The sequence below is a fragment of the Corynebacterium sp. genome (assembly GCF_030532715.1).
GTDB lineage: Bacteria > Actinomycetota > Actinomycetes > Mycobacteriales > Mycobacteriaceae > Corynebacterium.
On sequence record NZ_JAUNKO010000001.1, the window covers coordinates 113,411 to 134,359 of the forward strand.

The 20,949-nt window shown below is 61.0% G+C and carries 18 protein-coding genes; 7 read left to right on the forward strand and 11 right to left on the reverse strand.

Annotation, left to right across the window (positions count from 1 at the left end):
* Positions 1–196: 196 nt before the first annotated feature.
* The 4 genes from infB to rimP form a co-directional block, all read right to left on the reverse strand.
* Complete coding sequence (gene infB / locus Q4D83_RS00560) at positions 197–2,854, reverse strand: translation initiation factor IF-2 (protein WP_303172056.1); 2,658 nt, start codon at positions 2,852–2,854, stop codon at positions 197–199.
* Positions 2,855–2,947: 93 nt separating this feature from the next.
* The gene (locus Q4D83_RS00565; protein ID WP_303172057.1) at positions 2,948–3,310 is read right to left on the reverse strand and encodes a YlxR family protein; all 363 of its coding nucleotides are present in this window, start codon (positions 3,308–3,310) and stop codon (positions 2,948–2,950) included.
* 109 nt (positions 3,311–3,419) lie between these two features.
* On the reverse strand, positions 3,420–4,412 hold the full coding sequence (nusA, locus tag Q4D83_RS00570) for a transcription termination factor NusA (protein WP_303172058.1): 993 nt from the start codon (positions 4,410–4,412) through the stop codon (positions 3,420–3,422).
* On the reverse strand, positions 4,409–4,966 hold the full coding sequence (gene rimP / locus Q4D83_RS00575; RefSeq protein ID WP_303172061.1) for a ribosome maturation factor RimP: 558 nt from the start codon (positions 4,964–4,966) through the stop codon (positions 4,409–4,411). Before rimP ends, nusA begins: the two co-directional genes overlap by 4 nt.
* 35 nt (positions 4,967–5,001) lie before the next feature.
* On the opposite strand from rimP, the gene Q4D83_RS00580 reads away from it, so the two are divergent.
* The gene (locus Q4D83_RS00580; RefSeq protein ID WP_303172062.1) at positions 5,002–5,844 is read left to right on the forward strand and encodes a DUF4439 domain-containing protein; all 843 of its coding nucleotides are present in this window, start codon (positions 5,002–5,004) and stop codon (positions 5,842–5,844) included.
* A 20-nt stretch (positions 5,845–5,864) separates the two neighbouring features.
* Here the strand turns inward: Q4D83_RS00580 and nagB are convergent, their stop codons facing one another.
* From nagB to Q4D83_RS00610, 6 genes are all read right to left on the reverse strand, one after another.
* A complete protein-coding gene (nagB, locus tag Q4D83_RS00585; RefSeq protein WP_303172063.1) occupies positions 5,865–6,644 on the reverse strand; it encodes a glucosamine-6-phosphate deaminase in 780 nt (259 codons plus the stop codon).
* Between the two features lie 18 nt (positions 6,645–6,662).
* Entirely contained in the window at positions 6,663–7,835 is a 1,173-nt protein-coding gene (locus Q4D83_RS00590) for an N-acetylglucosamine-6-phosphate deacetylase (protein ID WP_303172064.1), read from the reverse strand.
* Positions 7,832–8,533 carry an N-acetylmannosamine-6-phosphate 2-epimerase gene (locus tag Q4D83_RS00595; protein ID WP_303172065.1) on the reverse strand — a complete coding sequence of 234 codons (702 nt, stop codon included), beginning with the start codon at positions 8,531–8,533 and terminating at the stop codon, positions 7,832–7,834. Before Q4D83_RS00595 ends, Q4D83_RS00590 begins: the two co-directional genes overlap by 4 nt.
* Complete coding sequence (locus Q4D83_RS00600) at positions 8,530–9,459, reverse strand: ROK family protein (RefSeq protein WP_303172066.1); 930 nt, start codon at positions 9,457–9,459, stop codon at positions 8,530–8,532. Before Q4D83_RS00600 ends, Q4D83_RS00595 begins: the two co-directional genes overlap by 4 nt.
* 5 nt (positions 9,460–9,464) lie before the next feature.
* Entirely contained in the window at positions 9,465–10,403 is a 939-nt protein-coding gene (locus Q4D83_RS00605; RefSeq protein WP_303172067.1) for a dihydrodipicolinate synthase family protein, read from the reverse strand.
* A 168-nt stretch (positions 10,404–10,571) separates the two neighbouring features.
* Positions 10,572–11,297, reverse strand: a complete 726-nt coding sequence (locus Q4D83_RS00610) for a FadR/GntR family transcriptional regulator (protein ID WP_303172068.1) — start codon at positions 11,295–11,297, stop codon at positions 10,572–10,574.
* Between the two features lie 320 nt (positions 11,298–11,617).
* On the opposite strand from Q4D83_RS00610, the gene Q4D83_RS00615 reads away from it, so the two are divergent.
* The 5 genes from Q4D83_RS00615 to Q4D83_RS00635 all read left to right on the forward strand — a co-directional run bounded on the left by Q4D83_RS00615 (position 11,618) and on the right by Q4D83_RS00635 (position 18,503).
* Positions 11,618–13,222 (forward strand): ABC transporter substrate-binding protein, encoded by a 1,605-nt coding sequence (locus Q4D83_RS00615; protein WP_303172070.1) that lies wholly within the window; start codon positions 11,618–11,620, stop codon positions 13,220–13,222.
* 119 nt (positions 13,223–13,341) lie between these two features.
* Positions 13,342–14,307, forward strand: a complete 966-nt coding sequence (locus Q4D83_RS00620) for an ABC transporter permease (protein WP_303172071.1) — start codon at positions 13,342–13,344, stop codon at positions 14,305–14,307.
* A complete protein-coding gene (locus Q4D83_RS00625) occupies positions 14,307–16,289 on the forward strand; it encodes a dipeptide/oligopeptide/nickel ABC transporter permease/ATP-binding protein (protein ID WP_303172073.1) in 1,983 nt (660 codons plus the stop codon). Before Q4D83_RS00620 ends, Q4D83_RS00625 begins: the two co-directional genes overlap by 1 nt.
* On the forward strand, positions 16,286–17,077 hold the full coding sequence (locus Q4D83_RS00630; protein ID WP_303172075.1) for an ABC transporter ATP-binding protein: 792 nt from the start codon (positions 16,286–16,288) through the stop codon (positions 17,075–17,077). Before Q4D83_RS00625 ends, Q4D83_RS00630 begins: the two co-directional genes overlap by 4 nt.
* Positions 17,078–17,252: 175 nt before the next feature.
* Positions 17,253–18,503 carry a hypothetical protein gene (locus Q4D83_RS00635; protein WP_303172077.1) on the forward strand — a complete coding sequence of 417 codons (1,251 nt, stop codon included), beginning with the start codon at positions 17,253–17,255 and terminating at the stop codon, positions 18,501–18,503.
* Here Q4D83_RS00635 and Q4D83_RS00640 read toward each other — a convergent pair.
* Positions 18,500–20,251 carry a proline--tRNA ligase gene (locus Q4D83_RS00640; protein ID WP_303172079.1) on the reverse strand — a complete coding sequence of 584 codons (1,752 nt, stop codon included), beginning with the start codon at positions 20,249–20,251 and terminating at the stop codon, positions 18,500–18,502. The two genes, Q4D83_RS00635 and Q4D83_RS00640, sit on opposite strands and share 4 nt — an antisense overlap.
* A gap of 166 nt (positions 20,252–20,417) precedes the next feature.
* Between Q4D83_RS00640 and Q4D83_RS00645 the strand changes: the two genes are divergently transcribed.
* Positions 20,418–20,627 carry a hypothetical protein gene (locus tag Q4D83_RS00645; RefSeq protein WP_303172081.1) on the forward strand — a complete coding sequence of 70 codons (210 nt, stop codon included), beginning with the start codon at positions 20,418–20,420 and terminating at the stop codon, positions 20,625–20,627.
* Positions 20,628–20,949 lie beyond the last annotated feature (322 nt).

Sequence of the window (20,949 nt, forward strand, 5' to 3'; positions counted from 1 at the left end):
CGTTTGCAATGTGCACTACTTAAGACCGTAAACTTGTTTGACTTACTTGTCAAGGGGTGTGGATCACTTTTCGGGAACAATATGACCCGGAACACAAAACTTCCATGACGGAGGCGCCACCTTGAACGGCACGCAAAACCCCCGCCAACCTGTACGGCTGACGGGGGCGATGTTGGGCGAGGCGTCGAAAAGCGGGTTAGGTGCGCGGCACCTCGACCAGCTCGTAGGCTTCGATGAAATCGCCGACCTGGATGTCTGGGTAGGACAGCACCATACCGCATTCGTAGCCGGCAGCAACTTCGGTAACGTCGTCCTTTTCACGGCGCAGCGAATCAATGTTCGCCTTTTCAGCGACCACGTTGCCGTCGCGCACGAGGCGGACGCTAGCGTTACGGCGCATCTTGCCCGACTCCACCATACAGCCGGCAATGAGGCCGACGGCGGAAGCTTTGAAGATGGCGCGAATCTCGGCGCGACCAACCTCGCGCTCCTCGTAGATCGGCTTGAGCATGCCGCGCAGCGCGGATTCGATTTCCTCGATGGCACGGTAGATCACCGAGTAGTAGCGAATCTCCACGCCCTCCGCGTTGGCTTCCTCCGTTGCCTTGCCCTCGGAACGCACGTTGAAGCCGATGATCACGGCGTCGGACGCCGCCGCCAAGGACACGTTCGTTTGGGTGACGGCACCCACGCCACGGTCGATGATGTTCAACGCGACTTCGTCGTCGACCTGGATCTTCAGCAACGCCTCTTCCAGGGCTTCCACGGAGCCGGCGTTGTCGCCCTTGAGGATCAAGTTCAGCGTGCTGGTTTCCTTCAGCACCGCATCCAGGTCCTCCAGGGACACCCGCTTGCGAGTCTTCGCGGCGAGTGCGTTGCGCTTCCGGGCGTTCCGCTTGTCCGCGATCTGGCGGGCCACGCGATCATCCTCAACCACCAACAAGTTGTCGCCGGCGCCGGGCACGCTGCTCAAACCCTGCACCTGCACGGGGCGCGACGGTCCAGCTTCGACGACATCGTTGCCGTATTCGTCAACCATGCGGCGCACGCGGCCATGCGCATCGCCAGCAACGATGGAGTCGCCGACGCGCAACGTACCACGCTGCACAATCACGGTGGCAACCGGGCCGCGGCCACGGTCGAGGTGCGCCTCAATGGCAACACCCTGCGCATCCATATCGGGGTTGGCCAGCAGCTCCAAGGAAGCATCGGCAGTGAGCAGCACAGCTTCCAGCAGCTTCTCAATGTTCAAGCCCTGCTTGGCGGAAATGTCCACGAACATGGTGTCGCCGCCGTACTCCTCCGGCACGAGACCATACTCGGTGAGCTGGCCGCGGATCTTCTCCGGGGAAGCGCCTTCCTTATCAATCTTGTTCACCGCAACCACGATCGGCACTTCCGCCGCCTTCGCGTGGTTAATTGCCTCCACGGTTTGCGGCATGACACCGTCGTCCGCGGCAACCACAAGGATGGCAATGTCGGTGGACTTCGCACCGCGAGCACGCATGGCGGTAAACGCCTCGTGGCCGGGGGTGTCCAGGAAGGTGACCAGCCGGCGCTCGTCCTCGATGGTCACCGGCACCTGGTAGGCGCCGATGCCCTGGGTGATGCCACCGGCCTCGCCGGAACCAACATTCGTTTTACGGATGGTGTCCAGCAGGCGGGTCTTACCGTGGTCAACGTGACCCATGACGGTCACCACCGGCGGGCGCTTGACCAGTGCGTCTTCGCCGCCCTCGTCTTCGCCGAATTGCAGGTCGAAGCTTTCCAACAGCTCGCGGTCTTCGTCCTCGGGGGACACAACCTCGACCTTGTAGTTCATTTCCTCGCCGAGGAGCATCAACGTCTCGTCCGAAACAGATGCGGTCGCGGTGACCATCTCACCCAGGTTGAACAAAGCCTGCACCAAGGCTGCCGCCTCCGTACCGATCTTTTCCGCAAAGTCAGACAGCGACGCGCCGCGGGCGAGGCGCAGCGTAGCTCCGCCGCCGTCGGGCAAGCGCACGCCACCAATGACGTTTGGCGCCTGCATTGCCTCGTACTCGTAACGCTTCTGCCGCTTCGACTTGCGCCCTTTTCGGGGGGCGCCACCGGGACGACCGAATGCGCCGGCGGTACCGCCGCGACGACCGCCGCGCGCGCCGCCGCCACCACCGCCGGGGCCACCGGGGCCGCCACCACGGTTGAAGTTATTGCCGCCACCGCCGCCGCGGCTCCGGCCACCGCCGCCGCCACCAGGGCCGGAAGCCTTGGCGGGCATTTGGCCGGGGCTCGGATGATTCGGCATCATTGCCGGGGTGGGACGACGCCCGCCGCCCGAACCCGGCTTCGCGCCACCCTGTGGGCGGGGGCCGCCACCAGAGCGCTGACCGCCACCCTGCGGGCGAGGTCCACCGCCGGGACGGGGACCGCCGCCCGGGCGGGGGCCGCCACCGGGACGCGGTGCGGGAGTTGGGGTGCTCGACGTGGAGAACGGGTTGTTCGCCACACGCGGCACGCGGCCGCCGGGCTTCGGACCCGGTTTCGCCATCGGACGCGGCATAGGCGCAGGCTTCGGCGCCTCGGACGCCGGCTTGTGTCCACCAGGCTTCGGAGCGCCCGGCTTCGGTGCCGCCGGCTTGGGGGCTGCGGGCTTTGGCGCCGCAGGCTTCGGGGCAGCCTTTGGTTTTTCTTCAGTTGCTTGGCTGCCATTTAACGCAGCGTAATGTTGTTCCATCTTCTTCACCACGGGAGGTTCGATGGTGGAAGATGCGGTTTTTACGAACTCGCCTTGCTCCTTCAGCGTGGCGAGGAGTTCTTTGCTGGTTACACCGAGCTTCTTTGCAAGCTCATGTACACGTAGCTTTCCGGGCACTTTACTCCTTGGGGTTTATCCGTAGAAGTGAAGGCCCTTCGTCTTCTACGGGTTTGCTTTGACGTTCATCGCTGATGCTTCATCGTGGGCTCATCAGTGTTCGGTCTTTCCTGCTTCTAGTTCGGTGTGACCCGCGAGGTACTTCCGCACAGGTCCGGCATCCACGGATGTGGCTGCCCGTAACGCACGGCCGAAAGCACGACGTGCCTCAGCCAAGTCCAGAGCTTGGATTGTTGGGGTGATCCAAGCACCCCTTCCCGGCAGCCGGCGCCCCGGGTCTGGGATCGCCACTCCGGGCTGTTCAGGATCTAACACCACGCGAAGCAAATCGCTATCGTGGAAGCGTTGCCTCGTGGCAATGCAGGTGCGGATACGGATGGTCTTACCGGTGCAACCACCGGCGGCGGTACCAGAAGCCAACCCGGAAGATTCCTGGTGTTCTGGCGTTTTCACCATACCTGTACAACGACTCCTCAAGGACTCTTTACGCACTCTTTGCTGAACTAACCCAAGCTCGGGCCTTATAAGAGTGTACGCTACATTCTCTCGAACGGCTAATAGGAACCTATTCGGCGTCCGAGTGAATGTCGATCTTCCAACCGGTTAACCGCGCCGCTAGGCGAGCGTTTTGCCCCTCTTTCCCAATGGCCAGGGACAGTTGGTAGTCCGGAACGGTCACCCGCGCAATCTGCTGATCGGGGTCGACAACTTCGACGCGCACTACCTTAGACGGAGCCAAAGAATTACCCACATATGTGGCTGGATCATCGGAGTAATCGATGATGTCAATCTTTTCCCCGTTCAGCTCCCGCATCACATTTGACACCCGCTGTCCGCGAGGGCCGATGCACGCCCCCTTCGCATTGAGGCCTTTCACCGTTCCCCGCACTGCAATCTTGCTACGGTGCCCGGCTTCACGGGCAATGCTCATGATTTCCACAGAACCATCGGCGACTTCCGGCACCTCCAGCTCGAAGAGCTTGCGCACCAACTCGGGGTGCGTGCGCGAAAGGTTGATTTGCAGGCTGCGCGGACCTCGATTGACGCCCACCACGTAGCTTTTCACACGGTCGCCGTGTGTGAACTTCTCCCCCGGGATTTGTTCGGCGGGCAGCAGCACGCCGTCTTGGCCTTCCATTTCGGTTCCCAATTGCACGACCACAATGCCGCGTTCGCGGGCGCGGGCATCAGCCTGGACGACGCCGGAAACGACGTTACCTTCATAGCCAACGTAGGAATCAAAGGCTTTGATGGTTTCGGCTTCGCGCAGACGCTTGACAATCGCGTCGCGCACGGCGGCCGCCCCGATCCTGCCGAAACTGCTCGGCGTGTCATCGAACTCGGATTCGACATTGCCGTCGTCGTCGAGTTCGGTGACAATCACACTCACGGCACCAGTGGCTGGATTGATATCCACGCGCGCGCGGGTGTGTTGGTCGCTTCCACGGTGCGTGTGGTAAGCGTGAAGCAATGCGCTGGCAATCGTAGTCAAAAGGTCTCGGACACTGATGCCCTTTTCCTCTTCAATCGCCCGGAGTGCATTGACATCAATGTTCACTTGTGTTCCTCTCGCCTGGCAAGGCTTTCTTCGTATGTAGCTGACGCAAGCTGGCGTTCAGCTGCTGGTGGATCTGCGAATTCTACTTCTACCACTGCCTTATCAAAAGCAGCTAATTCAATTGGGGCAACCTCCAGCTGCTTGCCCTTCCTGGTTATCAAGATGACGTGATCGCCCGCATCGTTGAGCGCGCCGATGCGACCTCGAGTGACGCGGCCAGCGGCGTCGCTAAGCGCGACGAGGCGGCCAACGTTCCGGCGCCAGTGACGCGGCAGGGTGAGCGGGTGATCAATACCAGGAGTGGAAACCTCTAGGGTGTACCCCGGGCCGAACGATACCACACCGTCCGCTTCGGCGCGGTCGAGCACTACCCCAAGCTCTGTGGACAACGCCTCAAGGGTATCGAGGTCGGGGTGGGCATCCGAATCCACCGCCACCGCAACCACAGATTTAGAGCCCGCGCGGTTCACCCGCAGCCGTTCAATGTCCATGTTGTGCTTGCTCACCACAGGTTCAATGAGCGCGTGCAAAGTTTCAGGGGTAGGAAAAGCCATAGCGAAGAGCTTAGCGCGAGGTAGACTCTGGCGATGTGAAACGTCCCGCTTTTTTGCTGCTGATCGTCGCGCTGCTTTCCTCCTGCTCGTTTGGTGCCCACATTACCGCCGATGAAGCGCTCAATAGGGTGTACGCTTCCGCCGCGTACGACGCTGAGCACACCGACATCGACCACGTCACCGACGCCCGCAAGCGCCACCAGGCGGACCTGGAGCGAGAAATTTATCGCCTGTGCGGCACGCTGCAGGACGGCTCCAAACCGCCCAAATGCAACCTCGCACCTATCGACGCCGCGCCCGACAAAGACCGCGACTCCGCCCAGGTGCTCCGTGACGCCATGGACGCCATCGAAAGCGAAATCAATAATGCCCCAAAGGAATCGCTGATCGTGCTGGCCCGCCAATACGCGGAACTGGCCACCTTGGCGTTGAAGGCCCCCGAACTGCCCAAAGACCCCTCCTTGGGCACCCCTCATGACGTGGATCGCCTCCGCGCCGGCATCGAACACGAATACGCCAACGCCTATGGTTTGGAGGTGGCGTCCGCGCGAGACAACGCCGGCACCGAAGCCCGCCTCGATGAATTAGTGGAAGCCCACCGCAAGTACGCGCAGGACCTCAGCAAAATCATTACCGACGGCGCGCCAGCACCAGCTCCGGGTTACACCATCGACGACCCCGTCACCGACCCCACCGCCTTCGCCGCGAACCTCGAGCGGGACAGCGTGGCGTTTTGGCTGGCGGAAACCACCGCCGCGGAAACCGATGACTGGCGGATCATCTGTCTACGTTCGGCGGCGGCTGCCGCATTGCGCGCCACGCTGCTGGATCCCAACACGGACTACCTGCGCAACCCAGACACCAGCACCGAAAACTAACGTGTTTCAACCGTGGTGGGCTAGAACCGCTGCCACGTCGGCTTATGGTCGTAGGCGTAGTGGTAGTACTCCGCGAATTGCAGCTTGCTGGCGGCGGGTTCGTCGATAATCACGGTAACGTGCGGGTGCAACTGGAGTACCGACGCCGGGCAAAACGCCGTCACCGGCCCCTCCACGGTAGCCGCGATGGCTTCCGCCTTCCCCTCGCCCGTGGCCAGCAGCACGAGGTGCCCAGCGTCAGTGATCGTGCCCAAGCCTTGGGTGAGCACATGCACTGGAACATCAGCGGCAGATTCGAAAAACCTAGCGTTATCCGAAATTGTTTGCGGGTGTAGGGTTTTCAAACGGGTGCGCGACACCAGGGACGATCCAGGCTCGTTGAATCCAATGTGGCCATCCGTACCGATACCCAACAATTGGATGTCAATCCCGCCTGCTTCGGCGATCGCCGCATCATAGGCCAGCGCCGCCTCGCCAGGGTGCGCAGCCAATCCGTCGGGGCTGTAGACGTGGGCGTCGTCAATATCGATGTGGTTGGTGAACTCAGCGCGAATCGTGTGGTAGTAGCTTTGCGGATGCTCCCGCGGCAAGCCCACGTACTCGTCGAGCAAAAACGCACGCGCGTGCGCAAAGCTCAACCCCTCTTCGCGGTGGCGACGAATCAACTCCTGATACAACGCCAACGGTGTGGATCCGGTAGCGAGCCCTAGGATCACAGACTGCTTGGCCAACGCGTTCGCAAAAACATCGGCGGCGAGGCGGGCGACATCCGCCTCACTCGGCTTGATGATGACCTCCATGGTCGGAGGGTCCTCCTTTCAAGAGCGTTCCCTGGCGGCAGCTGGCAATTGCGCGCCGCGCCACAACACTTGTTCCAATTCCAAATCGGTGCCCAAACACACCACGTCAGCGCGGTTACCCACGGCGATGCTCCCCCGATCGGACAATCCCAACACCCGCGCGCCGGTCGTCGCAGCCAGCGCAGCCACCTCGGCCACATCCCGGCCCCGCCGAAGGTGGCGCTGCACCTGATCCAACAACCGCGAGGTGCCGCCAGCGATAGCCCCGAGCGAACCATCCGTAGTGGTCAAGCGGGCGACTCCGGATGCCACCGTCACGCGCAAATCCCCAAGCACATAGTCGCCATCCGCGGTGCCAGCCGCAGCCATCGCGTCCGTAACAAACGTGGCGCTAGCCGGATGCACCGCATCCCACACCAAATCCACCGTGCGGTCATGCAGGTGCACCCCGTCCGCGACAAGTTCAACGACCATGCGGCCGGTCGCCGCGGCGTCGATCATTGCGGCAGCCGCCCCTGGGGCGCGGTGATGCACTGGCGGCATCGCGTTAAACAAATGCGTTGCGGTCACGGGCACACCAAGGCGCTCCGCGCGCTCCAGCACGCTCAAGGTGACATCGAAATCGGCGTCCGTGTGGCCGAGCGAAGCCACAACACCATGCTCCGCACACACTTCCAACAGCTCGAAAGCATGGTCAGTTTCGGGGGCGAAGGTGATGGACTTCAACCAGCCTCGGCCCGCGCGCGCAACCTTGGCGAACAACGCCGGATCACCCGGGATGATCGCCGCGGGATCTTGAGCGCCGCAACGGCAATGGTTAATAAACGGGCCTTCCATATGAACACCATCGATCTCGCCCTCGTCCGCGAGGTCCGCGAGCAAGGCGGTCTGCTCCACTAGCTGCTCGCCTGGCGCGGACACCAACGAGGCCAGCAACGTAGTCGTGCCGTGCGCACGGTGATGGCGCGCCGCGGCTCGGCAGCCCGCTCGATCAGCGTTGGGGAAACCGAAGCCAGCGCCGCCGTGATTGTGCAGGTCTACAAACCCCGGCAGGATCCAGGCGTGGTGCGAAGCATCCGAATCCGACGTCCCGGCAGGCCGCACCTCCGTGATGCGATCGTCAACGACGGTGACCACCGTGTTCGCGCGCACGCCATCCGGGGTAACCACCGTACCTTGCAGCTTCATCATCCCGCCGCCTGTTCGACCTGGTGGGCGAACTGCGCGGTGACGAACGCGACGTCGGTAATCGCGGTGCCAACGATCACTGCGTCCGCGCCCTTCGCTAGGCCCTGGGCCGCGAGTTCCGGGGTATGATAGCGGCCTTCGGCGGTAAGCAGCACGTCCGGCCCCAACGCCGCACGAATCTCGGCAACCAATTCGAGGTCAGGGCCGGGCGTTTTCGCGCGGTACTCCGTATAGCCAGCAAGCGTGGTGGAAATAATATCCGCGCCGTCACGATACGCGGCGATGGCCTCTTCCAGCGTCGCAATATCCGCCATGATGAGCGCGCCTTCCTCATGCACCGCGGCGACCTTTTGTGCGAACGTGGAGCCGTCGGCGCAGGGGCGCAGCGTGGCATCCACAGCCACGATCGTGGCACCCGCCTGAGCGACGGCGCGGGCGGACGCGACCGTCGGCGTAATGTACACGCCGGTCGCCCCCTCCTTGGTCAAACCAATCACCGGCACATCCACCTTGTTGACCACCGCGCGGATATCCTCCAGCCCGCCGTAACCACCACATCGGATCGCGGTTGCCCCACCCGCCACGGCCGCCGCGGCAAGATGTGCAATGGTGTGTGTGTCACGCAGCGGGTGACCGTCCGGGGCCTGTGCCGACACGATGAGCGTGCCAGCGACCCTGCTGCGAAAATCTGTGAGATTCATGCTCTTCCTTCTAGCAATAACGAACCCAAGTACGCGGCCCCCACCAGTGGAGCGTCCGTACCCAATGCCGCGGGTACCACCGGCAGCTCCGCGAGCGCGGGGAGCAACGCTTGATGCAGCGCCGTAGTCAACGGCTCTGAAATTTCATTACCAATGGTGCCCACGCCACCGCCGAGTACGACCGCTTCAACGTCATAGGCATTAATAAAACCGGCCAGGCCACGACCAACACCCGTCATTCCGCCGGTAATAACCTGCCGGGCGAGATCATCACCGGAACGATACCGACGCATGATTTCCCGCAAGTCTACCTTGGATACCAGCTCGCCACTGTGCGCAAGATATGCCCGCGTCAATGCGGGACCAGAGCCAATGTTTTCAATAATGTCGCAACCGCCATCCGGGGTTGGCCCATACAAATAGGCAATCTCCCCCCTACTGTAATGAGGGGAATCTTCTAAGGAACCGCCGCGAATGATCGCGCCGCCGATGCCGGTTCCGATGGACACGAACAACACGTCCGCAAAGCCGTTACCCGCACCAAACACGGCCTCCCCGAGGCCCATGACACGTACGTCATTCTGCACGGCTACGGGCAATCCGGTCGCTTCGCGCACCGCCGCGGCGAGCTCCGTGCCAGCCCACCCAGGCATGGTGGGTCCGGCGGCGACCACCACGCCGGTAGTTGGGTCTACCACGCCAGGCGCGCCAATGCCCACGGCGGCGGGATGAACACCGGCAGCCGTCGCGGCATCGATAGTCTGCGCAATGGCAGCCTGCACTTCGGCGAGCACGGCGCTGCTGCCCTGCGCGGCGCAAGTCCCGCGCGTGGCGCGCGCATGCACCCGCGTCGGATCCGCCGGGTCAATATAGGCGGTGGCAATCTTCGTGCCACCAATGTCAACGGCAACGACACAGGTGCTCATGTGTGCTAACCCTTGAGGCCAGACGCGTCAACGATGGCATGAATGCGGGCAAGCTCCGCATCCGTAAACGGCAACGCAGGGGGCGCCATCCGCCGCGAGCTAAACACACCCAAGTACTCTAACGCCGCCTTGAAGCCGCCCACGCCGGAAGAGTTGCCACCCACCCGCTGCGGATCGCCCTGGAACACAATGTCGAACAGCTGGATGAGCTTTTCCTGTTCGGCACGCGCAGTATCCCAATCCCCCGCCAACGCCGCCTGCTGGAGGCGCACATAGCCCGCGGGATCAACGTTACCCAGGCCAGGAACCACACCATCGGCGCCGAAAAAGTAGTTCAGGTCCACGGTGGTCTCGGAGCCAGTGAGCACTTTGAAGTCCTGCAAACCTCGCTCATTTCGCTTTCGAATAAGCGACCGGGTGGCGGCATCGTTGCCGGAAGAATCCTTCATGCCGGCAAGCACCCCCTCGGCGGCCAGGGTAAGCATGAGTTCATCGCTCAAGGTGACGTTCACACAGATCGGAATCTGGTAGGCATACAACGGCACGTCCGGCGCCATGGCGTGGATCCGCCGGAAGTGTTCCATAATTTCGTTCGGATGCGTCCGCGTATAGAACGGTGCGGTAGCAACCAGCCCCTGCGCTCCGAGATTGATAGCGTCTTCAACATGCTCCGCCACGCGCAAGGTGGTGGTATCGATCACTCCGGCGATCACCGGCACGCGGCCGGCAGCCGCCTCGACAACGGTTTCTAAGAACGCGCGGCGGTTTTCGCGGGTCAGAAACACGACCTCCGAAGAGGAGCCAAGGGCAAACAGCCCATCGACGCCGCCGTCGATGAGACGCTCAACGTGACGTCGAAGGGATGCGCGATCCACGGTGAAATCATCGTTGAGGGGGCATACCACCGGGGGGATTACACCGGTGAATGCGGAAACTGCAGACATGGCAAGATTGGCCTTTCAGAACAAAACGAGTATGCGTTCGGATTTTAATGCCGCCAGCGGCGGCCCACACGAGCCGCCGCTGGCGGCGCGTGCGCTCCGAGAATGGTGCTCACGCCGGCAACCTTTGGGTGCAACGCCGTGCCGCTTCCGATTCCATGGCTGAACTACTCACTCGACGGGATCGAGGTTTCGGTTTTGCCGGTGGAGAGAAATCGCGTGCCGCACAGGACCGTAGTGGGCTTGCACCGCCGTGCGGAAGGCGTTTGCGTCTTTGTTGCGCAATGCCTCAACCATCTCTTGGTGCGATTCGATGGTGCGTTGAACATCCTCGGTAATCGGCAGGTCAAGCAGCGGAACAACCTCTGCATGGATCTGCCACAAGGCGTCCGAGAGCTCTCGGATAAGTTTATTTTTCGTTCGCGCCAGCAACACCACGTGGAATTGCTGGTCCGCTTTCCCAAAGGACTCACCTTTTTCAACGTGGGCGCGCATTTCGGTGACCACGCTGTCGAGGGCTTCCACGGACTCTTCATCGTGTACAGCGACAAGCTCGTCGGCGAGGGACTGCTCGAGCGCCTCGCGGGTATCAATGACCTGAAGTAAGTGATCGAAAGACTGGTCGAGGTCGAGGGTGACCCGGAGAACCATCCCCCGAACGAGGGGGGCGAGTGACATCTTTGAGATGTAAGTTCCCTGCCCTTGGCACACCTGGACGATGTCGAGGGAAACAAGTGTGCGCATTGCCTCGCGCAATGACGAACGGGAGCAGCCCAGCTCCTCGCACAGCTCCTTTTCGGAGGGTAGTAAATCGCCAACATGCAGGTTGTGGCGGCGAATGTAGTCTTCAATACCTTCCACCGCAGACTGCGCAGTATTTCGAGCTCGAGGTACCACGTGCCATTCTCCTCACTCATAGGGTTGACCTAGAACCGTGCTTTCATCCTGCACTGATTGTCCGTCCGAAAGCCATTCGGGGAAAAATCCTTGCCACTATTGTAGATCACATCAGACGTCTGATGTACATTCAGATCACAGGATGTTTTAAGTGAGACGGACTCTACAGGATGCCCTCATGAAGAACACTGTGACACAAGCTTGTCACCATTGGGGACATGTCTCACTAGGAGCCGCCTAATATGAACTCTTGTAAGAGCTGTCATAACCAGCGGACCCGTTTGAACCCAACTTCTCATTCCTCCAGGGAAAGGACCACGATGAGCAAGACTTTTACCCGTCGCAGCTTCCTCCGCATCACGGGAGCGCTTGGTGCTGCAGCCGGTCTGAGCGCGACTATCAGCGCGTGCGCACCGAGTGGCGAAAACACGAGCTCCACCAGCGTTGAACCTGCCGGCCCGGTCAAGGACGACGGCATGATCGAGGCTGCCATCTCCTACGAACTTGGCACCAACGGTTACGACCCGATGACCACCACCTCGGCGCTGACCATTGCCGCCAACTGGCACACCCTCGAAGGTTTGACCGAGATGGACCCTGCGACGGGCGAAATCTACGCCGCCTTGGCAAAGGAACTCCCCTCCGGCGATAGCACCAGCGTTGATGTGAAGCTGCGTGACGGCGCAATGTTCCACAACGGTGACGCAGTCACCGCCGACGACGTCGTCTTCTCCTTCGAACGCGTCCTCGACCCAGCGAACAAGTCCCTGTACGCGTCGTTCATCCCATTCATCAAGGGCGTCACCAAGAAGGACGATTCCACCGTCACCATCACCACCGAGTACCCCACCGGCGTGCTGGCGGACCGCCTGTCCGTGGTCAAGATCGTGCCGAAGAAGGTTGTGCAGGCAGACTCTGCGGCATTCGACGCCAACCCGATCGGCTCCGGCCCGTACAAGATGACCGAAAACGGCGCCAACAAGGTTGTGAAGTTCGAACGCTTCGACAAGTACAACGGTTCCCGCCCGGCGAAGGCGGCGAAGATGACTTGGAACGTCATCCCGGACTCCTCCACCCGCATCAACTCCCTCCAGTCGAAGAGCGCGCAAGCCATCGACTCCGTCCCGTATCTCAACATTGAGCAATTGCAGGCCACCAACCAGGTGGAATCCAAGCAAGGTTTCGGCGTCCTGTTCGCCATGTTCAACAACCACTCCTCGAACCCGTTCGCGGAGATGAAGAACCGCCAGGCCTTCCTGTATGCCATCGACATGGACCGCGTGCTGGAAACCGGCATGAAGGGACAAGCCTCGGCCGCTACCTCATTCCTGCAGGAAAGCCACCCGAACTACAACAAGGCCAAGAATGTCTACACGCACGACGCAGACAAGGCCAAGAAGCTGTTCGCGGAAACCGGCTTGAAGAGCTTGCGGCTCCTGTGCACTGACCACGACTGGGTTCGCCAGTGCACCCCGCTCATCCAGGAATCCCTCAAGGAGGTCGGCATCGAGGTGGACTTCACCGAGCGCAAATCCGCCGACGTGTACAACACCATTGACGGCAAGCCGGAGGCTTTCGACGTCGTCATCGCTCCCGGTGATCCGTCCGTATTCGGCAAGGACCCCGACCTGCTGATGCGCTGGTGGTACGCCGGCGACACCTGGACCGATACCCGCATGCACTGGAAGGGTTCCGAATCGTACACCAAGGTGCAGAAGCTGCTCGACGAAGGCTTGATGGCCACCGACGAAGCCGACGCCCAGAAAACTTGGAACGAGTTGTTCGATCTGCTTTCCGAGATCGTGCCGCTGTACCCGTTGTTCCACCGCAAGACGCCGACCGCTTGGGATGGCACCACACTCAGTGATTTCAAGCCGATCGACGTGACTGGTCTGAGCTTCCTCGACGTGGGCTCTACGAAGTAGTACTGGGCGGTTCGCACCGCTAACCACACCCGGCGCGACCGCAGGTAACGCTTCACACAGTGTTATCGCGTGGCTGCGCCGGGTGTTGCCATTGTTCCAACTCGTGAAGAAAAGTCGTCATGTCTAACCTTCTTCGTCTTATCGGTAGGCGGCTTGTCGCCCTGCCGATCATGATTCTGGGCGTCACCTTCCTGGTGTTTTTCGTGATGTCCTTCTCCCCCGCCGACCCGGCGCGCTTGGCACTCGGTGAGTCGGCATCCCCGGAAGCTTTGGAAGCCTACCGAGAGGCCAATGGGCTCAACGACCCCATGCTCGTCCGCTACGGCAAGTTCCTTGTCGGCATGCTGCAAGGCGATTTAGGCACCACGGCCGGCAACACCCCGGTGACGGATCAAGTCAAGCAGGCGTTCCCCATCACCCTGCAACTGACATTCCTGGGCCTCATTATCGCAGTGGTGTTCGCGCTCGTTCTGGGGGTCATTGCTGCGTTGTACCGCGACCGTTGGCCGGACCAGATCATCCGCGTGTTTTCCATCGCCGCGCTGGCCACACCATCATTCTGGTTAGCTATCCTGCTCGTGCAATGGCTGGGCACCATCCCCGGCGGCTGGGGCGTGTTCCCCGCCATTTTGTCCCGCTGGGTGCCACTAAGTGAATCCCCCGCCACGTACGCCAACAGTATTTTCCTGCCGGCGTTGGCGCTTGGTGTGCCGGTGGCAGGTTCGCTCGCCCGCGTGGTCCGCACCTCCATGGTCGAAGAGTTGGACAAAGACTATGTGCGCACTGCTATCGGTGCGGGGATTCCCAAGGCGGAGGTGATTTCGCGCAATGTGCTGCGCAACGCGCTGATCACCCCTATCACGGTGTTGGGTTTGCGCGTGGGCTACCTCATGGGTGGCGCGGTGATCATCGAAATCATCTTTAACATCCAAGCGATGGGCCAATTGATTCTCGACGGCGTGCAACGCAACGACGTGTTCCTCGTCCAAGGCGTCACGCTGACCGTTGCCGTCGCCTTCATCATTGTGAACATTGCCGTGGACATGCTGTACGTACTGGTCAATCCTAGAATCCGGAGCATCTGATGCGACGCAATCTCACCACCAAACTGGAAGAAAAAGCGGGCGGGCGTTTCACTCAATTGCGCAACCTGCCCATCGCCTCCAAGATCGCAGTTGGTTTCCTTTCGCTCGTGGTGCTACTCGCGGTGTTCGCCCCGTTGATTTCTGGCTACGATCCGCTTGCCTCCGGCACCCCGGTAGCGCCTCCGAGTGGGGAACATTGGTTCGGTACTGATGCGATTGGTCGCGATATTTTCGCTCGCGTCGCCTACGGCGCGCGTTCCTCGCTCATCATTGGCTTGTGCGCCACCGCCGCCGCCCTTGTGGTCGCCGCTGTGCTCGGTTCCATCGCCGCCACCGCCGGCAAAGTCGTGTCCGAGGTGTTGATGCGCGTGCTAGACATCGTCATGTCGTTCCCCGGCATCGCACTCGCCGCCGTGTTCGTCGCGGTGTTCGGCAACGCCCTGCCGGTGCTTGTGTTTGCCATCGGGTTTTTGTATGTCCCGCAACTATCCCGCGTGGTGCGCGCCAATGTCATTAGTGCGTTTGGTGAGGACTACGTGTCCGCCTCCCGAGTATTGGGGGCATCCACCGCACACATTTTGCTCAAGCACGTGGCCCGCAACTGCCTAGCCCCAATCGCCGTATTTGCCACGGTGTTAGTGGCCGACGCCATCGTGTTCGAGGCTTCGCTGAGCTTTATTAGCGCCGGTGTGAAACCGCCGAACCCGTCCTGGGGCAATATCCTCGCCGACGGCAAGCAATTGCTGCTCTTTGGGGCCTGGTGGCCAACCTTCTTCCCCGGCTTAATGATCCTGTTGACGGTACTCGCGCTCAATATCCTGGCCGAGGGATTAACGGACGCGTTGGCTGCCCCGGCGGTGAAGCCAAGCGCGGCGTCGAAACCCGAAAACGAAACTGTGAGCGGCGAGAACACGCTCGGACAAACCTCCGAAGAGCAGGCTCGTGAATCGCTAAACGCCTCGTTGGCTGCGCTGGCCAAAGCGGAGGCCGAGCACAACAACCGCCTGGTGTACACCGGCGACGCCGAGCCGCTCATTGAGGTAAAGAATTTCTCCATCGCCTTCCCCAACGCCCACGGCGACGTCAACATTGTGGATAACGTGAACTTCTCGGTGCGCCCCGGCGAAACCATGGGTCTGGTCGGCGAATCCGGCTGCGGCAAATCCATCACAGCAATGGCGATCATGGGCCTACTGCCGAAAACGGCCAAGCTGAGCGGCGAGGTGCTGTACAACGGCCGTAACCTGCTGGAACTACGTCCCGAGGAGCACAATGCGCTGCGCGGGCACGAAATCGCAATGATCTACCAGGACGCACTCAGCGCCCTGAATCCGTCGATGCTGATCCGCACACAAATGAAGCAATTGACCCGGCGTGGCGGCAAACGCTCCGCGGAGGAGCTGCTGGAGCTGGTGGGCTTGGACCCTGAGCGCACGCTGCGGTCGTATCCGCACGAGCTTTCCGGCGGCCAGCGGCAGCGCGTGCTGATCGCGATGGCGTTGACTCGGGACCCGCGGTTGTTGATCGCTGACGAGCCGACCACCGCGCTGGACGTCACGGTGCAGCACCAGGTGGTGCAGCTGCTAAACGAACTGCGCGAAAAACTCGGATTCGCAATGATTTTCGTATCTCATGACCTCGCACTAGTGGGCCGTTTGGCGCACAAGATCACGGTGATGTACGCCGGTCAGGTGGTGGAACAAGGCGCCACCAGCGAGCTACTAACCGACCCCCGCCACGAGTACACCCGCGGCCTCCTGGGCTCCGTACTGTCCATCGAAGCTGGCGTGGACCGGCTCTACCAGGTGCCCGGCACGGTGCCCTCGCCACGCGAGTTCGTCGCAGGCGACCGCTTTGCTCCGCGCTCCAGCCACCCAACGGTGGGGCTGAACGAAAAACCAACCATGCGGCACATTGCAGGCACTACGCATTCGTACGCGGCCACAGACGAGCTGCTGCACGTCCTGGGAGAATCATCATGACCGAGCGAACCCCCGTCATCGAAGTCGTCAACGGCAATGTCGTACACAAAACCCGTACCGGAAAACTCTTTCGACCGGACACCGTGCACGCCAACAAGAACATTCACTTCCGTGCCTTTCGCGACGAAGTCGTTGGCCTCGTCGGCGAATCCGGCTGCGGCAAGTCCACCCTGGCGCGCGTCATGGTGGGGCTACAGCCACTGACCAGCGGATCGTTGCTGTTCCAAGGCAAGCCGATGAGTCGCAGCGGGGCGGCCCGCAGGCAACTCGGCAAAGCGGTGTCCGTAGTGTTCCAAGATCCGGCAACCTCGCTGAATCCGCGCATGACCGTCCGCGATCAGTTGCTGGATCCGCTGCGGGTGCACAAGGTGGGCTCTCCCGCTGAGCAGGAAAAACGCGTGCGCGAGTTGGTGAGCCTCGTGGGTTTGCCGCAATCCGCGCTCGAGGTACTGCCCCGCCAAATTTCCGGCGGCCAGCGCCAGCGTGTGGCCATTGCGCGCGCCCTGGCCCTTGACCCAGATTTGATTATTGCCGACGAGCCGACCTCGGCGTTAGACGTGTCCGTGCGCGCCCAGGTACTCAACCTGTTGCTCGATTTGAAGCGGGAATTCGGCCTCGGCTTGGTGTTTATTTCGCACGACATCAACACGGTGCGCTACGTCTCCGATCGCATTTGCGTTATGCTGCGCGGCGAAATCATCGAGGAAAACACCACCGACAACATTTTCAATAATGCGCAGCAGGAGTACACGCGTACTCTGCTCGCGGCGACGCCATCGTTGCTCTAGCCGCCGTGCGATCCGCTGCGCCTACGCGACAGTGCCGAGGGTAGCGCCTGCACAAGGTGCCTCCCCCGGCACTGTCGCTGTTGTTAACCGCCCACCCCCTTCCAGGCGGTGAGGGGTACCGCTTTCTGCCCGTTGCTCAACCACCGACTGCACCTGTGAAGCTACACTCGGTCCAATGCGGAGCGATTGTTTTGTCTTCTTTGAACCAGATTATGCCCCTAATGGAACGGTGCAGGTCAGCTCTTTGCATTTGCCTGAGAGTTTGCTGGCGCCACGGTTACAGCGACCTCCAGCGACGGACAACGCCATCACCAAAGCGTTTTACAGCATCAGCCCGAACCTGCAGCCAGAAATTCTCGGGGATCGCTGCATTCAAGTGCGCTGCAACGACACCGACGGTTTGGTGGAGTTTGCGGTGATTCATAAGCTGGGCTTGGCGCATATAGACGGGCAACGCATCCTCATGTTCGGCGACGAATCCGCAACGTTTTCCTCCGAGACGGGCAGCTGGTTTCTCCCCGTAGCGCCCCGCGCCGGGCTGCTAGAAACTCTGCGTTATGCCGAGTCGCACCTTGCCGCCAGCCGCAACGATTTCCTAGTGATTCGCAACCTCAGCACCGATGATACGTTTGTTCAGGCGCGCCCCCGGGGTGACGGTTCGTGGCTCATCGAATATAGAAACGGTCACCAGGATCGACATTTTCAGCTCACGGTCCCCAATGTGCGTTGGGTAGCGGGGCTGATGGAGCTGTGGATGAGCCGTGACCCCCGGTTTTTGCAGCAGGCATGGACGAAAGTTGGTTACGACTTCCTTTTGTTCCAACCGGACCCCCGGCACCCCATCGGCTCGCTGAACTTTATGGAAACCCCGCTCGCCGCCCGCTACCATGCGCGACCCGCCACCTCGCAATTCTTAAACGCCGTATTGCGCGGCCTGACCACCAGAGTGTCCGCCATCCCCGGCATTTCGCTTTTCGACGCCCCGCGCATCACCGGAGACCGTTGCATCCAGGTCACCGTTGCCCAATCTTCCGCCCCGAAAATGCTACCTTTTCTGCTGGAGTTTGCGGCGAAAAACGAACTTGGCCTCTTAGATCTATTCCGCCACCTTGTATTGCTCTTTGGCGACGAAGACTGTCGTGTCGAGGTAAGCACCCCGGAATGGAAGCTGCCAGGCGTATCATTCGCCGGGTTGACGGCGCTCTTGCACGCCGCCACCCAAGGCCTCTTCAACCACAAACCTTCGTTCGAGTTTCGGATAAAGGAATCCGGCAACCTTGTCACCGCGGAATACGAAACTGGGTTCTGGGTACTGCGCATGGGCAGGCAGGTCATTGAAGTGAAGGAACCACCGGAGGCAGCGAAAATGATCAAGGCTTGGTGCGCACCAGAACCCGCCCGCAAGGAGCGGGCGCGCCGCGGCTAACGGACCAGTTCGCTAATGCGCGCGGCAGCGTCGGCGGCGTCCAGTTCGACGGTCTCGCCACCGCGGACCCGCAATTCCACCTTGCCTTCGGCAAACGAACGGCCCAACACCACTACATAAGGCATGCCCAACAGCTCGGAATCCTTAAACTTCACGCCGGGGCTGACTTTCGGGCGGTCGTCGAAAAGCACTTCGATACCGGACTCGGAGAGTTGCTGTACCAGGGTCTCGGCAGCTGCTGCCGCCGCGGCATCCTTGTTGGCCACCACCACGTGCACCTGATACGGCGCAATCTCCGCAGGCCAGCGCAGGCCCTTGTCGTCGTGGGCCTGTTCCGCCAACACCGCCACCAGCCGAGAAACGCCAATCCCGTAGGAACCCATCGTAGGAATCGAACGTTTTCCGTGCTCGTCAAGGATTTGCACGTCAAAGGCTTCCGTGTACTTTCGGCCCAATTGGAAAATATGGCCCATTTCGATACCGCGTTCCAACGTCAGCACGCCTTGGCCATCAGGTGCGGGATCACCTTCCAACACCTCGGCAGCTTCGATCACACCGTCGATCTGGAAATCGCGTCCGGCAACCAACCCAACCACATGGCGCTGCGGGGCATCTGCACCCGTGATCCACGAAGTACCGCGAGCGACTCGGGCGTCGGCAAGCACGCGCACCCCGTTGGCGGCCAAACCCACCGGCCCCACATAGCCCTTCACCAGGAACGAATGGGCCGCAAAATCCGCGTCTGAACACAACTCCACGGTGGCTGGCTCTACAGCTGCCTCGAGCCGTTTCATATCCACCTCGCGGTCGCCGGGCACAAGAATGCCCACCAATTCCGGTTCCCCGCCGGGCTGCGTCACCTTGACCATCAAACACTTGAGCGTATCCGCTGCGGTGACCTCGCGGCCGTCGACAGTAATACCTGCGCCGCGAGCCCACGCAACCAACGTCTCAATCGTCTCGGATTCGGGCGTCTCATACACCACCGCCTCCGGCAAACCTTCGATATCACGTTCGGGCGCGGGTTGAGTTACCACCGCCTCCACGTTCGCCGCATAATCACCTTCCGTGGCACGCACAAACGTGTCCTCACCGTTGGGGGAAATAGCGAGGAACTCCTCAGACGCGGAGCCGCCCATGGCGCCGGACGTAGCCTTACAAATCACATATTCCACACCAAGGCGATCAAAAATCCGCTGGTAGGCGCGGCGGTGCGCCTGGTAAGAAGCCTCCAAACCAGCGTCGGTCATGTCAAATGAATAGGAATCCTTCATCACAAACTCACGCCCGCGCAGAATGCCCGCTCTGGGACGCTCCTCGTCGCGGTACTTCGTCTGCACTTGATACAGCGTGACCGGGAAATCTTTATACGAGGAGTACATATCTTTGACCGCCAGTGTGAACATTTCCTCGTGCGTAGGCCCGAGCAAATAATCCGCGCCCTTGCGGTCATGCAGCCGGAATAGCCCGGCACCGTACTCCGTCCACCGGTTCGAAACCTCGTAAGGTTCGCGGGGCAGCAACGCGGGGAAAGAAATCTCCTGCGCCCCAATCGCCGCCATTTCCTCGCGCACCACCCGCTCAATGTTGCGCAACACCTTCAGCCCCAGCGGCAACCACGAATACACACCCGGGGCGACGCGGCGAATATAGCCAGCGCGAACAAGGAGCTTGTGGCTGGGGACCTCAGCATCAGCCGGATCCTCACGCAAGGTACGCAAAAAGAGCGTAGACATACGAGTAATCATGCTTGGTTAGTTTACTCATACCTCCACCAAACGGGGGTATGAGCTCAGGATTTAGGGGCGCGACGAGGGGTGCCGGTGGCTTACATGCGTGCTTTCGACGGCTGCGAGGTGCCCCTCCGCAGAAACCGGTGCCGCTCTGCAGCTTTAACCACCACAAACTGTTAGCATGCACGACACCACGACGCTGGAATGCATCGGGCAACTAGATGCGGTCAACCCACAACGCATCACCGCAGACACAGGCTACCAAGGTACCGGACGCAAAACAGCGTACAAACGCATAGCCAAAGACGCACCCCTGAGCGAGCACAAACGCCAATGCAACAACCAACACGGCAAAGCCAAAATATTGGCGAGCAAAACGTTGCACATTTGACGCATTAAAGAATCCTCGCTACCACGGCCGCAACGAGCGCTTCCGCTTCGACATTAAAGAAGTGGACGCCGCATACGATCCCGCGAAGCCCACCCGCACACCGTACCTGTATTCGCCCACCCACGAAATGCCTACCTTTCCACCCGAGACAGATCTGCCTGAGGCAGATTCGTCGCGGCCGCATTTCCCCAGGAAAACTCGGCCCAAAAATCAGGCAGATCCGGCGGAACCAGGCAGATGTTACGCGGCCGGACAGCAGCCAGGCAGATTGTGCGTCGCTTTTGGGTGTGGGCTTTGGTGGTTCACAATCCATGCCGTTCCA